Raw genomic sequence first — 13,580 nt, forward strand, 5'->3', positions numbered from 1 at the left:
CCAGGAACCTTGAATACCACGCATTTGATTTCAGCAGGCAATGCGGGACGGGAGGTGAACCACTCGGCATCGGCCCAGGATTGCAGCAGTTTCTTGGCCGCAGCATTGCCGGCCTTGGCTTTTTCTTCCACGTCGTGGAAAGCGTCGAACATCAGGATCGTGCTCGACAGCGCCTGAGCGGCTTGATCGGCTAACTCCGTATCAAGCAGCGCGACCAACGCAGGGACGTTATAGCCGCCCAGCATGGTGCCGAGCAGATGTACCGCACGCTCCGGCGAGACCAGCGGGGAATGCGAGTTGCTATTAGCGATATCGGCCAAAAAAGCCGCCTTGACGTACGCAGCTTGGTCCACGCCTGCCGGAATCCGATTTTCCAACAGGTCGATCAGCAGGGCTTCCTGCCCGACCGGCGGGGTTTTGAGCAAGTCCACCAGCTCGGCGGTTTGCTCTGCATTGAGCGGCAACGGCGGCAAGCCAAGCGCAGTGCGTTCGGCAACGTGGTCACGATAGGCGTTCAGCATATTTTCTACGTCAAAAATTTAAGTGATAAAAGTTGAATTATACAGGCACGCGTTCGCTTAAATTCAAGCAAAAGCAATGCCGGGAGTGCTAGCGCAGGCGACCTAGCCTGCATTCGGAAGTTCTCGATAGCATGAAAATGCAGGCGAGGCCGCCTACGTTACATTTCAAGTCAATAAAAGGAGCGGCTGAACGGAGACCCGCAGCTCGTGTTGGCCTTGGTCTCCATTTCAGTGAGCAGCGTCTGCTCGTAGCCCTTACCGTGTTTTGCTTCCAGATAAGCACGGATTTCGCTCACGCTGACCTGGCCGTCGTGGTCGGTGTCGATCAAGCGCAAGCGCTCGTCGACACTCAACTCCTGTGGTTGCACGGCATCGGCAGCCGTTCCCAATGCGGGCCACAAGCAGATCAGCAGGAGCAATCTCACTTTCATCAGCTGTAGACCTTGCGCGCGGCGGCAACCGCCACGCCCTTGTTAATGGATGCACCGAGACGCGACAACACGTCTTCCAACGCACCGAGACAGACCAGCACATTCCGCATATTGCTGGCATGGCCCATGAGACCGATACGCCAGATCTTGCCGGCCATCGCGCCCAAGCCCGCACCTATTTCCAGGCCATAGTCTTCGAGCAGCAAGCGACGTACGGCGGCATCGTCCACGCCTTCGGGAACGTAAATAGAGTTAAGCTGCGGCAGGCGATCCTGTTCCTTCACGACAAAAGATAACCCCATGGCCTCGATGCCGGCCTTAAGCGCCATATGGTTCTGGCGATGGCGCGCCCAGGCGTTTTCCAATCCCTCTTCCTGCAAAATGACGAGCGATTCATGCAGGCCGTAAAGCGCGTTGATCGGCGCAGTATGATGGTAGGCACGCTTGGCGCCAGTGCCCCAGTAACCCATCACCAGGTTGAGGTCCATGAACCAGCTCTGCACCTTGGTCTTGCGATTCTTGATGATCTCAAGCGCTTGCGCACTGAAACTTACGGGCGACAAGCCGGGCGTGCAGGACAGGCACTTTTGCGAGCCGGAATAAATCGCGTCGATGCCCCACTCGTCCACCTTGAGCGGGGAACCGCCGAGCGAGGTCACGGTATCGACCAGCGATAGCGCACCGTAACGATGTGCCAATGCCGAAATCGCTTGCGCGTCGGATTGTGCCCCTGTGGAGGTTTCAGCGTGCACGAAAGCCACGGCCTTCACGCCAGGATTTGCCTTGAGCGCGTCTTCGACCTTATTGGCGTCGACCGCGGCACCCCAATCGTCCATCACCATGATAGGCGTGGCACCACAGCGCTCGACGTTCTCTTTCATGCGTCCGCCGAATACGCCGTTCTGGCACACGATTACCTTGTCGCCAGGTTCCACCAGATTGACGAAACAGGTTTCCATACCCGCCGAGCCGGGGCCGGATACCGGCATGGTCAGTTCGTTCTTGGTCTGGAAAGCGTATTGCAGCAAGCCCTTGAGCTCGTCCATCATGGATACGAACACCGGATCGAGGTGGCCGATAGTCGGGCGTGCCATGGCGGCAAGAACGCGCGGGCTTACGTCGGATGGCCCGGGCCCCATGAGAATACGCTGCGGCGGGTTGAAAGATGCAGTCATTGCTATCTCCTAATTGATTAATTTTAAATTAATTTTGGTGTGAATTGCAGCTAAGGTTCAAGCAACTCTATCCAGTGTTTCACAGGCAGTTCCGCCTTCGTCGCCAAATGCATCTGGCAACCCACATTCGCCGAGACGATCATCTGCGGCTGGCCGCTCATCACGGCTTCCAGCTTCTGGTCGAGCAGGCGTTGCGACAGTTCGGGCTGCAACAGCGAATAAGCCCCTGCCGACCCGCAACATTGGCCGCCGTTGGGAACATGCGTCATCACGTAACCGCAATGGCTCAGGATGCCTTCCACCACGCCGCCCAGCCCGCTACCGTGCTGCAATGTGCATGGACATTGGAAGGCGACGCGCAGTCCGTTGCCGATCTCTGCCAGTGCTTCCAAGTTCTCGGCAGCGACGACTTCGGACAAATCCCTGGTCATCGCACTGATACGTCGGGCCTTATCCGCATAGTCATGATCATCATGCAGCAGTTTGTCGTATTCCTTAACCATAAGCCCGCAGCCGCTCGCCGTCATGACAATGGCTTCAGCCCCCGCTTCGATGTGCGGCCACCAGGCATCGATATTGCGGCGCGCATGGGCTCGGGCTTGCTCGTTGGCCGCCAGATGCAGGCTGATTGCGCCGCAGCAGCCGGCTTCCTCGATCTCCACCATGGAAATACCGAGGCGATCCAACACCCGCGCAGCGGCGGCATTGGTCTGAGGGGTGGCCGTGGGTTGCACACAGCCTGACAAGGCGAGCATGCGGCGCGGATGGATGGAATGGCGGTATTCAACCGCGGGCAGTGTGGCCGGCAGCCGCTGGCGCAAGCGTTCCGGCAGCGCCCATTTGAACGCACGCCCCAATTTCGCGGCCGCTGCGAAACCCGTGCGGCTGCTTACGACATTCAGCAGGAATAGCCGCGCCAGCCGCTCGCGCCATGAGCGCGGCACTCGCGCCTCTACCATTTCCCGCCCGATTTCCAGCAAGCTGCGGTACTGCACACCTGAAGGGCAAGCCGGTTCGCAAGCGCCGCAGGTCAGGCAGCGGTCGAGATGCGTTTGAGTGCGTGCGGTGACCGTTTCGCCCTCCAGCATCTGCTTCATCAGGTAAATACGGCCGCGCGGACCGTCGAGTTCGTTGCCGGTCAGCTGGTAGGTAGGACATGCGGAAGCACAGAAACCGCAATGCACGCAGGCACGCAGTATCTCCTGGGCTTTTTGAGCCTGCGGGTTGCTGTGTAACGTTTCGGCGAGAACGGTTTGCATCAGAGTTCCGGGTAAAGCCTGCCGGGATTGAGAATATTGGCTGGATCGAAAGCCTGCTTGAGCTGTCGATGCAGCGCGAGCAACGCAGGAGGCAGCGGATGGAACACGTCCTCACCGGCTTGGTCGCCTATTAGCGTGGCATGACCGCCGGCATCGGCAACAGTCTGCCTGACAACGTCGATCTCTTGTTCCGTTTTCAGCCAGCGCTGCGCCCCGCCCCACTCGATCAACCACTCGCCGTCCAGCGGCAGCATGGGCGCGGCGGCAGGCAGCGAAAGCCGCCAAAAAGGGCGCTCGTTGAACATCGGCAATTGCCAGTCGCGCAGGTGCTGCCAGAACAGTTCGTCGCCCGCCAGCACTTCGCCGCCGAGCCGGCGTTTGGCGGTTTCAACCGCTTCCGGGCTGCCCGAGAGCCGCAGATAAAGCCGTCCGTCGAGGTGGCAGCTAGCATCCACCGGCCACGGCTTGCCAGCCAGTTCGCGCATGCGCCGCAACGCCTGGTCGACGGGATACTCGCGAACAAGGGTGAGGCTGGCTGCGGGTTTAGGAAGTACTTTCAGACTCACATCGAGCAGCACGCCCAGCGTGCCGTAAGCACCTGTCATTAGTCGTGAGACATCGTAACCCGCCACATTCTTCATGACCTGGCCGCCGAACTTGAGAATTTCGCCCTTGCCGTTGACCACGCGACAGCCCAGCACGAAATCGCGAACAGCCCCGGCATAAGCCCGGCGCGGGCCGGAAAGTCCGCTGGCGATCGCCCCGCCCAATGTGGATTCCGCAGAAAACCTCGGCGGCTCGAAGGCGAGCATCTGGCCGGCGGCGTCTAGCGCGGCCTCGATCTCGGCCAGCGGCGTCCCAGCTCGGGCGGTGATGACCAGTTCCCGAGGTTCATAGTCGATGATGCCGGCATGTTCGGCGATTGATAAGGTTTCGCTCTCGACCGCACGACCGAGAAAGTGCCGGCTATTAGTCCCCTGCACTGCAAGCGGCGTCTTGGCCGCAGCCGCGGCGCGCACCTTTTCCGCGAGGACATCTGCAATATCGGCCATCAGAAACGCTCCAGCTCGGGATGCGCCAATTGGCCTTGATGGACGTGCATCGCGCCCAGTTCGGCACAGCGATGTAATTCAGGAACGGCTTTGCCGGGGTTGAGCAGGCCTTCAGGATCAAAAGCCGCCTTGATCGCGTGGAATTGGGCCAGCTCCAGCGGCGCGAACTGCACACACATCTGGTCGAGCTTTTCGACCCCCACGCCGTGCTCGCCGGTAATAGTGCCGCCTACCTTGACGCAAAGCTCCAGTATCCGGCCGCCCAGTTGCTCCGCGCGATGCAATTCACCGGGTTTTCCGGCATCGTAAAGAATCAGTGGGTGTAGGTTGCCGTCGCCGGCATGGAAAACGTTAGCCACTGGCAGGTTGAATTCCTTAGATAACTCGCTGATCTGGTGCAGCACCTGCGGTAGCGCCTTACGGGGAATCGTCCCGTCCATGCAGTAATAATCAGGCGATAAGCGGCCGATGGCGGGGAACGCCGATTTGCGGCCCTTCCACAATTTCTGGCGATCCGATTCCTCCACCGCGAGACGCACTTCGGTCGCGTCGCTTTGCATCAGCACTCCGCGAACTCGCGCCACCTGGGAAGCCACCTCGTCCAGTCCGCCGTCGATCTCGCAGAGCAAAATCGCAGCGGCATCGGTGGGATAACCGGCATGCGCGAAATCCTCCGCCGCACGAATCGCCGGGTTGTCCATCATCTCCAGCCCCGCCGGCACGATGCCCGCAGCGATGATGTCACCCACCGCCTGCCCGGCTTTCTCCACACTGTCGAATGCCACCAGCAGCACGCGCACCGCTTCGGGCAAGGGCAGCAGCTTGACGGTGACTTCCACCACGATGCCCAGCATGCCTTCGGAACCGTGTATCAGCGCGAGCAAATCGTAGCCGGGGCTGTCGAGGGCATCCGAGCCTATGGTCAGCAGCTCACCCTCGGCGGTTATCACTTCCAGCTTCAATACGTTGTGCACCGTGAGCCCATATTTCAGGCAATGCACTCCGCCGGAATTCTCGGCCACGTTGCCGCCGATGCTGCATGCGACTTGTGAAGATGGATCGGGTGCATAAAACAGCCCATAAGGCACGACGGCCTGGGAAATCGCCAGGTTGCGCACACCGGGCTGGACGCGGGCAGTACAGGCTTGAACATCGATATCGAGAATGCGATTGAATTTTGCGAGACTGAGCAGCACGCCGCCCGAATGCGGCAACGCTCCGGCCGAAAGTCCCGTACCCGCGCCACGAGCAACCACAGGCACTTGGAACTGATGACAGATGCGCATCACCTGCTGCACCTGCGCCACCGTTTCCGGCATCGCCACCAGCAGCGGCAGTTGCTTGAAAGCCGATAACCCATCGCATTCATAAGGCCGCAAGGCTTCCTCATCGGCCAGGATGGCTTCATCAGGAAGGAAGGCCTGCAATGCGCGGATCAGGTCGTGGCGGCTTGGGTTCACAACGGTTAAAGAGGCAATGAAAAGAGGGAAATACTATACCAGATCAGTCGGGTATTCACCTCTTTGCACACTAAGGAATTGCGCCCATGCCGAAATTCGCAGGAATATCTAGCCTTGGTTTTTGATCCTGGCCATGACATTCGCCACGATGCGATCGCAGCGCCAACCGCCGAACTCGTAAAGATCGTGCTGTACCGCCGCAATCTCTCGCGTCAGCGATTTACGCAGCAGGCCACGGGCCCGGAATTGGCGGCTTCGCACCGTCGCCTCGGGAATGCCTAGTAAATGGGCCGTCTCCTCCACGCTCATTTCCTCGACGCTGCGCAGCACGAATACTGTACGGAAATCCTCTGGGAGCTGATCGAGCTTGTGTTCGAGCAGGCTGCGGATTTGGGTACGCGCCAATGACTGTTCGGGAGTATCGGAATCAGAAATTGCCATGGCATCGATCTCCATGTCTGCTGGCAGCGCATCTATAGGCATTAGCCGCTCGCGTCTGGCTTGGCGACGCAGCCTCGCCAGGCATTCATTGATGAGGAGCCGCGCCAGCCAGGTGGAGATCGTTGCCTCTCCACGATACTGACTCATCGCGTCATAGGCGGAAATGTAGGCTTCCTGCAGCGCATCCTCAGCCTCTGCATCGTTGCGCAGCATGGAGCGTGCGAGGCGATAAAGGCGACGGTTGTGGCGACGCATCAACAATTCGAATGCATCTTGATCGCCGGCAGCGATAAGGTGGACAAGCGCCAAGTCCTCGTTTGATGGCGGCTGAGGCTGCGTTGAGACGTTTTGCATGAGCGTTTCCCTTTTTCAACGCACGATCAAGGTCCCATGCATGCCGGGATGCAGCTTGCAACGATAGGGATAGTTTCCCGATTTGCGAAAGACCATGCTCCACGAAGCTTCCGGCGCAATCTGCTGCGAATCGAAAGTTTCATGAGTCACGGTATGCGGCACCAAGTCCTGATTCTTCCAAACGATGCGATCGCCGGATTGCACTGTCAAGCGTTCCGGCACATATCGCATCCCTTCGATCGCTACCGTTTGGATCGCAGCCTCCGCCTCAACCATCCCGCACAGCATGGCAAAAATGAGCGATGCCAGTAAGCAACTTTTCATTGCGCCTGCCCCATGCTGGATTGCAAATGCTGGGCATGCTCCAGATGCGCTATGAAGCTGGGCCGCACCTTGACCAACAACGCTTTCAGCTCGGCATTCTGCGCGTTAGGAATCAACGTTTTGTCGAGCGCATCGATGACAGCCTGATGGTAGGCTACCTCGTGATCGACATAAGCACGATCGAAAGCCCCACCCTGAAGCTTTTTGATATTGGCCATGTTTTCATCGCCGCCCTTCTTGAGGCTATCACTGGTCGCATTGTTCTCGGGCGTGACCTTGAGCTTGTGTACAAGATCGCCGGCCGACTTGTTGACCGCGGTATGGTCGGTCACCATAAGCTTGGCAAACTGCTTGACTTCGGCCGACTGCGCTTTGCTTTCGGCCAATTTACCGGCGTCGATATCCACCTGGTTGGCAGTCACGACAATGGCCGCAATCTGCTGATCGGTAGGTCCCGCAGCCGCATGGACGGACGAAGCCGCGGCCGAGATGAGGATGGCGAAAATAGAAGGTATATGAGAAGTTTTCATGCTGGTCTCCTTTTGGTGAAATCGAAACAGGCTGCTGGCTTATGAAAGTCCGGCCCTGTCATGGAGATAGATGTCACGTCTCGTTTCTGCGTTTCCGATTTTTTGACGATGACATTTGTTCAAGATTTGCTGCCTAAAAGCACTTTAGCGACAGCTAGTTGGGAAGAACGCCGATGTAGCGTAAAATTACGGGTTCGCTCAATCACGTCTTCTGCATTATGGAACTCACTGCGCTTAACGCCTTATCCCCGCTCGACGGCCGCTATCAATCCAAGCTCGACGCTTTGCGTCCCTGCTTCAGCGAATACGCGCTGATTCATCACCGCGCGCTGGTCGAAGTGGAATGGCTGAAAGCGTTGGCCAGCGATCCGGCGATTGCTGAGATTGCCGCCTTCAGTGAATCGACTATCGCAGAACTCGACAAGGCGATTGCCGGCTTTGCCGAATGGGAAGCCTCCGAGGTGAAGGTGATCGAATCGAGCACTAACCACGACGTCAAGGCGCTGGAATACTGGCTCAAGCACAAGTTCGAAGGCAACCCAGAGATCCGCAAGGCGAGCGAGTTCATTCACTTCGCCTGCACTTCCGAAGACATCAACAACCTGTCGCATGCACTGATGCTGAAAAACGCACGCGACAACGTACTACTGCCGATGCTGGACAAGGTGATCGCTCGCTTGACCGAACAGGCACACGACCTGGCCGATGCCGCCATGCTGGCGCACACCCACGGTCAGCCTGCTTCACCCACCACGCTGGGCAAGGAATTGGCCAATGTGGTCTATCGCCTGCGCCGCCAGCGCAAGCAATTGGCCGAGACGGAAATCCTCGGCAAGATCAACGGCGCCGTGGGCAATTTCAACGCTCACCTGTCTGCTTATCCCGATTTCGACTGGGAAGCCTTCGCGCAGAAGTTCGTCACCGGTTTGGGCCTGACCTACAACCCCTACACTATCCAGATCGAGCCGCACGACTACATGGCTGAGCTGTACGATGCCATCGCACGCATCAATACCATCCTCATCGACCTGGACCGCGACGTCTGGGGCTATATCTCGATGGGCTACTTCAAGCAGAAAGTCAAGGAAGGCGAAGTCGGTTCCTCGACCATGCCGCACAAGGTCAATCCGATCGACTTTGAGAACTCCGAAGGCAACCTGGGCATGGCGAACGCCCTCTTGCGCCATCTGGCCGAGAAGCTCCCGATCTCCCGCTGGCAGCGCGACCTTACCGATTCCACAGTACTGCGCAACATGGGCGTGGCCTTCGGCTATGCCTTGCTGGGCTACGACTCCTGCCTCAAGGGCCTGGGCAAGCTGGAAGCCAATCGCGGCCGGTTGGCAGAAGACCTGGACAACTCCTGGGAAGTGCTCGCCGAGCCCATTCAGACCGTCATGCGCCGCTACGGCGTGGAAAACCCCTACGAGCAACTCAAGGCGCTCACCCGTGGCAAGGGCGGCATCACCAAGGAAAGCCTGCACGAATTCATCCGCAGTCTGCTGATCCCGCAGGATGCCAAGGATCGTCTGCTGGCGATGACGCCTGCCAGCTACATCGGCAAGGCGACCGAACTGGCAAAGCGCATTTAATGTAGCGCAGGCGGCCTCGCCTGCATTCGACCACATTCGCAGGCGAAGCTGCCTGCGCCACGAAAACCGGGAATATGGCCGACATCCTCGTCCTCTACTACTCGCAAAACGGCGCCGTGCGCGAAATGGCTCACCTCATCGCGCGCGGCATCGAGATGGTGGAAGGCGCGACGGCTCGGCTGCGCACGGTGCCCAAGGTTTCCACGGTTTGCGAAAGCGTCGAGCCGGATGTTCCCATGAGCGGCGCGCCGTATGTCGAGTTGAAAGACTTGGAAGAATGCGCCGGCATGGCACTGGGCAGCCCTACGCGCTTCGGCAACATGGCGGCATCGCTCAAGTATTTCCTCGATGGCACGACCGAGCTATGGCTCAAGGGCGCGTTGATCGGCAAGCCTGCAGCCGTATTCACCTCTACGGCCTCTATGCACGGCGGGCAGGAAACCACGCTGGTCTCGATGATGATGCCGCTGCTGCACCACGGCATGCTGATCGTCGGCCTGCCTTATTCCGAGCCGGAACTGGCGAGCACGACCTCGGGCGGCACGCCTTACGGCGCCAGCCACACTTCCGGTGCCATGGGCGAACACCCCATCACCGAGGCCGAACGCAAACTGTGCATCGCGTTGGGCAAACGTCTTGCCCAGACTGCGCTCAAACTCAATACCGGAGCCTCCGCATGACCATTACCGCGGCAGAAGAAGCCCGCAAGTTCCTGCGCAGCACTCGTAGCGCAGTGCTATCCACCCATTCGGCGCGTTTCCCAGGATATCCATTCGGGTCGATCGCCCCTTTCGTGCTGGACCACGACGGCAATCCGCTAATCCTGATTTCGACCATCGCGGAGCACACCAAGAACATCCAGACTGACTCGAAAGTTTCGCTGATCGCTTTCGATTCCAGTGTCTCCGACATGCAAGCCGCCGGCCGCTTGACGCTGTTAGGCACGGCAACGCCGACATCCAAAGAAGACGCGGCTGTTCGCGGCCGCTACCTGCGCTACTTTCCGCAGGCCGAGCAGTATTTCGACATGCACGACTTCCTATTCCATCGCATCGAAGTCGTCCAGGCGCGTTATATCGGCGGCTTCGGCAAGATTCACTGGATCGCCGGTGCCGATATCAAGCCGCAACCCAACCAATTGGCTGAGCAGGAGGCAGGCATTCTCGACCACATGAATGCCGACCATACGGACAGCCTCAAGGCTTATTGCCAGCATTGGCATCAGGTTCAGCCGCAAAACGCTGCCATGCTGGGCATCGATGCCGACGGATTCGACGTGCGTGCCGACGACAAAATCCTGCGCTTCGGCTTCGAGTCGCCTGTGACCGATGCCCAATCCGCGCGCATGGCCTTGGTTGCCATGAGCAAGCAATGCCGCCAGGATGCCGTGGGAGCGCCGCCCTCGGCGCGATAGTTCCTATTTATTAAAGCATCGCGCCGGGGCGGCGCTCCCACAGAACACATCCATGATCAAGAACCTGCAACTCGGCGCATCCTTCTGCCTCATCGCGCTCATCGCGCTGTGCCTCGCCTGGGAAGGCTGGCTCGCGCCGCTCCGTCCTGGCGGCTCGCTGCTGATCCTCAAAGCCGTGCCATTGCTGCTGCCGCTCAAGGGCATCCTGCGCGGCAACCGCTATACCTATCAATGGGCGTGCATGTTCATCCTGCTGTATTTCACCGAAGGCGCGGTGCGGGCTTGGGCGGACGGCGGAGTGGCGGCTCGCCTGGCCGGCATCGAGGTTGTGCTGTCGATCGCCTTTTTCGCACTGACGGTCGCCTACGCACGGCAAACTGCGCCGAGTCGCCAAGGTACACCGCACTAGCGGAATTCCATCCAGCCCACTCCTGCGCTGGGGCTTGCCTGGGTTATAATCGGGCTCACTATGCGCATATTGCTTTCCAACGACGACGGCTACTTCGCCCCCGGTTTGACTACTTTGGCAGAGGCCCTCGCTCCATTGGCCGAAATCACCGTCGTCGCACCAGAACGCAACCGCAGCGGCGCCAGCAACTCCCTGACGCTGGATCGCCCGCTGACCGTGCGGCAAGCGCACAACGGTTTCTACTTTGTCAACGGCACGCCAACGGATTGCGTGCACCTCGCCGTGACCGGCCTCATCGATTTCATGCCGGACATGGTGATCTCCGGCATCAACGACGGCGCCAACATGGGCGATGACACCATTTACTCCGGTACAGTCGCGGCCGCCATGGAAGGTTTCCTGCTGGGCGTTCCCTCGATCGCCGTTTCCATGACGCAGCACTCCGCCAAGTATTTCCAAACAGCTGCCCAAGTCATCGTGGACATGGTGAAGCACTATCAGCGCAAGCCTTTGCCGCAGCCTGTGCTGCTCAACGTGAACGTTCCCGATATTCCGCACGACCAGCTCAAGGGGGTGCACGTGACGCGCCTCGGCAAGCGCCATAAGGCAGAACCCGTCATCAAGGCCAACACCCCGCGGGGCGAAACAGTGTATTGGGTAGGTGCGGCCGGTGCAGCGCAAGACGACGGCGAAGGCACCGATTTCCATGCGGTGCGCCACGAGTTCGTCTCGGTCACGCCGTTGCAAATCGACCTGACCCGCTACCAGCAGCTCGACATGCTCAAGGGATGGCTGCCATGAGCGTACATGCAGGCATCGGCATGACTTCGCAACGCACGCGCGAACGCATGATCGGCCGCCTGCGTGAACAAGGCATCACGGACGAAGTCGTGCTCGCCGCCATGCTGGCCGTGCCGCGCCATATCTTCGTCGAAGAGGCGCTGGCCTCGCGCGCCTACGAAGACGTCTCGCTGCCAATCGGCCTCAACCAGACCATTTCGCAACCCTACATTGTGGCGCGTATGACCGAACTGCTGCGCGACAACAAGCCGCTCGGCCGCGTGCTCGAGATCGGCACCGGGTGCGGCTACCAGACCAGCGTGCTGTCGCGCGTCGCTAACGAAGTGTTTTCCATCGAACGCATCGCTCCGCTGCTGACCAAGGCCAAGTCGCATTTTCGCGAATTGCGCCTGCGCAATGTCAAGGTGAAGCACGGCGACGGCCACCAAGGATTGCCCGAAGTCGCGCCCTTCGACGGCATCATCGTCACGGCGGGCGCGACGCACATCCCCGAAGAACTGCTGCGCCAATTGGCCGTAGGCGGACGCCTGGTGATCCCGGTCGGCTCCGGCGGCGCGCAAATGCTGACACTGGTCGAGCGCCTGCCCGAAAGTTATCGCAAGACTGAATTGGAAGCCGTGAAATTCGTCCCTCTATTAAGCGGAGCCGTATGAGAATCGGTCTTTGGCTCATTGTTCTGCTGCTCGCAGCCTGTTCCGAAACCCCAACCCACAAAGCGCCCGTCATCGAGCGCTTGCCCCAAAGCACCAAAAAAACTGCGCCTGCGCCCGCAACCTCGGCAAAACCTGCCACGCCAGCCAAGGCCCCTGTCGCTGGCGAAAAAGATTGGCGGCCTGATACTTATACGGTGAAGAAGGGCGATACGCTTTACAGCATCGGCCTGGAATTCGGCTATGACTACAAGGATCTGGCCCAGCTCAACCACATCGTTCCGCCGTACAAGATTTATGTCGGCCAAACGCTGAAGATCAAGGGTAACGGAGCACCGGCACCCACCGCAGCAGCAGCCTCGCAAACCGATGCCGAAAGCGGTGCTGTCATCACGCCGATGAAGAGCGACGATGCCGTAACGGCCAAGCCACTGGATCAATCCGCCACTACGTCGCCCGCTCCCATCAAAGGCAAAGCGCTCAACGAGCCCCCCCTGATGACCGAACCCAAGGCCATCAAGGAACCCTACTCATTGCAGGCGATGCAAGTGCCGCCGCCAAAGGCGGCGACAGAAGCAAAGACTGACGATACCGCCAAGGCAACAGCTACAGTTGCTCCAAAAGTGGATAGCGCTAAGAGCGACGCCGCCAAATCCAACAGCGCCAAGCCCAAGCAAGAGAGCGCAAAAAACGAACCTGATAAGACTGAAACCGCCAAGACAGAATCCGGAAAGACCGAAACATCTTCCGAAAAACCCAGTCAAATGGCTGGGGATGACGACAGCGTGGACTGGGCCTGGCCGGCGCAAGGCAAGGTACTGGGTGGATTCGGCGAAGCCGGCGGCACCAAGGGCATCGATATCGCAGGCACTTCAGGCCAACCGGTGTATGCCGCGGCGGCGGGCAAGGTGGTCTATAGCGGCTCCGGTCTACGGGGTTACGGCAAGCTGGTCATCATCAAGCACAACAAGACTTATCTCTCGGCCTATGCCCACAACAACCAGATTTTGGTGAAGGAAGGCCAGGAAGTAACCAAGGGCCAGAAAATCGCGGAAATGGGCAATACCGACGCAGACCAGGTGAAACTGCATTTTGAAATACGCAAACTAGGAAAACCGGTAGACCCGACCAAGTACCTGTCTGAAAAACCATAGGCCAATCCGATCGCGA

16 protein-coding genes are annotated in these 13,580 nt (G+C 59.2%); 7 read left to right on the forward strand and 9 right to left on the reverse strand.

Annotated elements, in window-relative coordinates; genetic code table 11:
• The 9 genes from NMK_RS16525 to NMK_RS16565 form a co-directional block, all read right to left on the reverse strand.
• A partial coding sequence (locus NMK_RS16525; RefSeq protein ID WP_503128373.1) for an aconitate B occupies positions 1 to 521 on the reverse strand: 521 nt, incomplete at its 3' end.
• Positions 522 to 691: 170 nt separating this feature from the next.
• Entirely contained in the window at positions 692 to 952 is a 261-nt protein-coding gene (locus NMK_RS16530) for an EF-hand domain-containing protein (protein WP_109016883.1), read from the reverse strand.
• Positions 952 to 2,127, reverse strand: a complete 1,176-nt coding sequence (locus tag NMK_RS16535; RefSeq protein WP_109016884.1) for a pyridoxal-phosphate-dependent aminotransferase family protein — start codon at positions 2,125 to 2,127, stop codon at positions 952 to 954. Before NMK_RS16535 ends, NMK_RS16530 begins: the two co-directional genes overlap by 1 nt.
• Before the next feature lie 50 nt (positions 2,128 to 2,177).
• Positions 2,178 to 3,386 carry a glycolate oxidase subunit GlcF gene (gene glcF / locus NMK_RS16540; RefSeq protein WP_109016885.1) on the reverse strand — a complete coding sequence of 403 codons (1,209 nt, stop codon included), beginning with the start codon at positions 3,384 to 3,386 and terminating at the stop codon, positions 2,178 to 2,180.
• Positions 3,386 to 4,438: a glycolate oxidase subunit GlcE gene (gene glcE / locus NMK_RS16545; protein WP_109016886.1), complete on the reverse strand. Its 1,053-nt coding sequence runs from the start codon at positions 4,436 to 4,438 to the stop codon at positions 3,386 to 3,388. The genes glcF and glcE overlap by 1 nt, the downstream gene beginning before the upstream one ends.
• Positions 4,438 to 5,898, reverse strand: coding sequence for an FAD-linked oxidase C-terminal domain-containing protein (locus NMK_RS16550; RefSeq protein WP_227871545.1), 1,461 nt, complete (start codon positions 5,896 to 5,898; stop codon positions 4,438 to 4,440). The genes glcE and NMK_RS16550 overlap by 1 nt, the downstream gene beginning before the upstream one ends.
• A 108-nt stretch (positions 5,899 to 6,006) precedes the next feature.
• Entirely contained in the window at positions 6,007 to 6,693 is a 687-nt protein-coding gene (locus NMK_RS16555; RefSeq protein WP_109016888.1) for an RNA polymerase sigma factor, read from the reverse strand.
• A 15-nt stretch (positions 6,694 to 6,708) separates the two neighbouring features.
• Entirely contained in the window at positions 6,709 to 7,017 is a 309-nt protein-coding gene (locus NMK_RS16560) for a cupredoxin domain-containing protein (protein WP_109016889.1), read from the reverse strand.
• Positions 7,014 to 7,547: a DUF4142 domain-containing protein gene (locus tag NMK_RS16565; RefSeq protein ID WP_109016890.1), complete on the reverse strand. Its 534-nt coding sequence runs from the start codon at positions 7,545 to 7,547 to the stop codon at positions 7,014 to 7,016. The genes NMK_RS16560 and NMK_RS16565 overlap by 4 nt, the downstream gene beginning before the upstream one ends.
• 218 nt (positions 7,548 to 7,765) lie before the next feature.
• Here NMK_RS16565 and purB point away from each other — a divergent pair, with 218 nt between their 5' ends.
• From purB to NMK_RS16600, 7 genes are all read left to right on the forward strand, one after another.
• Complete coding sequence (gene purB, locus NMK_RS16570; protein ID WP_109016891.1) at positions 7,766 to 9,136, forward strand: adenylosuccinate lyase; 1,371 nt, start codon at positions 7,766 to 7,768, stop codon at positions 9,134 to 9,136.
• 74 nt (positions 9,137 to 9,210) lie between these two features.
• Positions 9,211 to 9,816, forward strand: coding sequence for an NAD(P)H:quinone oxidoreductase (wrbA, locus tag NMK_RS16575; RefSeq protein WP_109016892.1), 606 nt, complete (start codon positions 9,211 to 9,213; stop codon positions 9,814 to 9,816).
• On the forward strand, positions 9,813 to 10,550 hold the full coding sequence (locus NMK_RS16580; protein ID WP_109016893.1) for a HugZ family pyridoxamine 5'-phosphate oxidase: 738 nt from the start codon (positions 9,813 to 9,815) through the stop codon (positions 10,548 to 10,550). Before wrbA ends, NMK_RS16580 begins: the two co-directional genes overlap by 4 nt.
• A gap of 52 nt (positions 10,551 to 10,602) precedes the next feature.
• On the forward strand, positions 10,603 to 10,959 hold the full coding sequence (locus NMK_RS16585; protein WP_109016894.1) for a DUF2069 domain-containing protein: 357 nt from the start codon (positions 10,603 to 10,605) through the stop codon (positions 10,957 to 10,959).
• A 60-nt stretch (positions 10,960 to 11,019) separates the two neighbouring features.
• Positions 11,020 to 11,760 (forward strand): 5'/3'-nucleotidase SurE, encoded by a 741-nt coding sequence (gene surE, locus NMK_RS16590; RefSeq protein ID WP_109016895.1) that lies wholly within the window; start codon positions 11,020 to 11,022, stop codon positions 11,758 to 11,760.
• Positions 11,757 to 12,413: a protein-L-isoaspartate(D-aspartate) O-methyltransferase gene (locus NMK_RS16595; protein ID WP_227871546.1), complete on the forward strand. Its 657-nt coding sequence runs from the start codon at positions 11,757 to 11,759 to the stop codon at positions 12,411 to 12,413. The genes surE and NMK_RS16595 overlap by 4 nt, the downstream gene beginning before the upstream one ends.
• Positions 12,410 to 13,564 (forward strand): peptidoglycan DD-metalloendopeptidase family protein, encoded by a 1,155-nt coding sequence (locus NMK_RS16600; RefSeq protein ID WP_109016896.1) that lies wholly within the window; start codon positions 12,410 to 12,412, stop codon positions 13,562 to 13,564. The genes NMK_RS16595 and NMK_RS16600 overlap by 4 nt, the downstream gene beginning before the upstream one ends.
• The last annotated feature ends 16 nt before the right edge of the window (positions 13,565 to 13,580 follow it).

It is taken from the genome of Novimethylophilus kurashikiensis, assembly GCF_003112435.1.
GTDB classification, from domain to species: domain Bacteria; phylum Pseudomonadota; class Gammaproteobacteria; order Burkholderiales; family Methylophilaceae; genus Novimethylophilus; species Novimethylophilus kurashikiensis.

What these genes read in the sequence shown, in the direction of transcription:
- NMK_RS16530 (WP_109016883.1), bottom strand. Translation starts at nt 952, where the DNA reads ATGAAAGTGAGATTGCTCCTGCTGATCTGCTTGTGGCCCGCATTGGGA.
- NMK_RS16535 (WP_109016884.1), bottom strand. Translation starts at nt 2,127, where the DNA reads ATGACTGCATCTTTCAACCCGCCGCAGCGTATTCTCATGGGGCCCGGG.
- glcF (WP_109016885.1), bottom strand. Translation starts at nt 3,386, where the DNA reads ATGCAAACCGTTCTCGCCGAAACGTTACACAGCAACCCGCAGGCTCAA.
- glcE (WP_109016886.1), bottom strand. Translation starts at nt 4,438, where the DNA reads ATGGCCGATATTGCAGATGTCCTCGCGGAAAAGGTGCGCGCCGCGGCT.
- NMK_RS16555 (WP_109016888.1), bottom strand. Translation starts at nt 6,693, where the DNA reads ATGCAAAACGTCTCAACGCAGCCTCAGCCGCCATCAAACGAGGACTTG.
- NMK_RS16560 (WP_109016889.1), bottom strand. Translation starts at nt 7,017, where the DNA reads ATGAAAAGTTGCTTACTGGCATCGCTCATTTTTGCCATGCTGTGCGGG.
- NMK_RS16565 (WP_109016890.1), bottom strand. Translation starts at nt 7,547, where the DNA reads ATGAAAACTTCTCATATACCTTCTATTTTCGCCATCCTCATCTCGGCC.
- purB (WP_109016891.1), top strand. Translation starts at nt 7,766, where the DNA reads ATGGAACTCACTGCGCTTAACGCCTTATCCCCGCTCGACGGCCGCTAT.
- wrbA (WP_109016892.1), top strand. Translation starts at nt 9,211, where the DNA reads ATGGCCGACATCCTCGTCCTCTACTACTCGCAAAACGGCGCCGTGCGC.
- NMK_RS16580 (WP_109016893.1), top strand. Translation starts at nt 9,813, where the DNA reads ATGACCATTACCGCGGCAGAAGAAGCCCGCAAGTTCCTGCGCAGCACT.
- NMK_RS16585 (WP_109016894.1), top strand. Translation starts at nt 10,603, where the DNA reads ATGATCAAGAACCTGCAACTCGGCGCATCCTTCTGCCTCATCGCGCTC.
- surE (WP_109016895.1), top strand. Translation starts at nt 11,020, where the DNA reads ATGCGCATATTGCTTTCCAACGACGACGGCTACTTCGCCCCCGGTTTG.
- NMK_RS16595 (WP_227871546.1), top strand. Translation starts at nt 11,757, where the DNA reads ATGAGCGTACATGCAGGCATCGGCATGACTTCGCAACGCACGCGCGAA.
- NMK_RS16600 (WP_109016896.1), top strand. Translation starts at nt 12,410, where the DNA reads ATGAGAATCGGTCTTTGGCTCATTGTTCTGCTGCTCGCAGCCTGTTCC.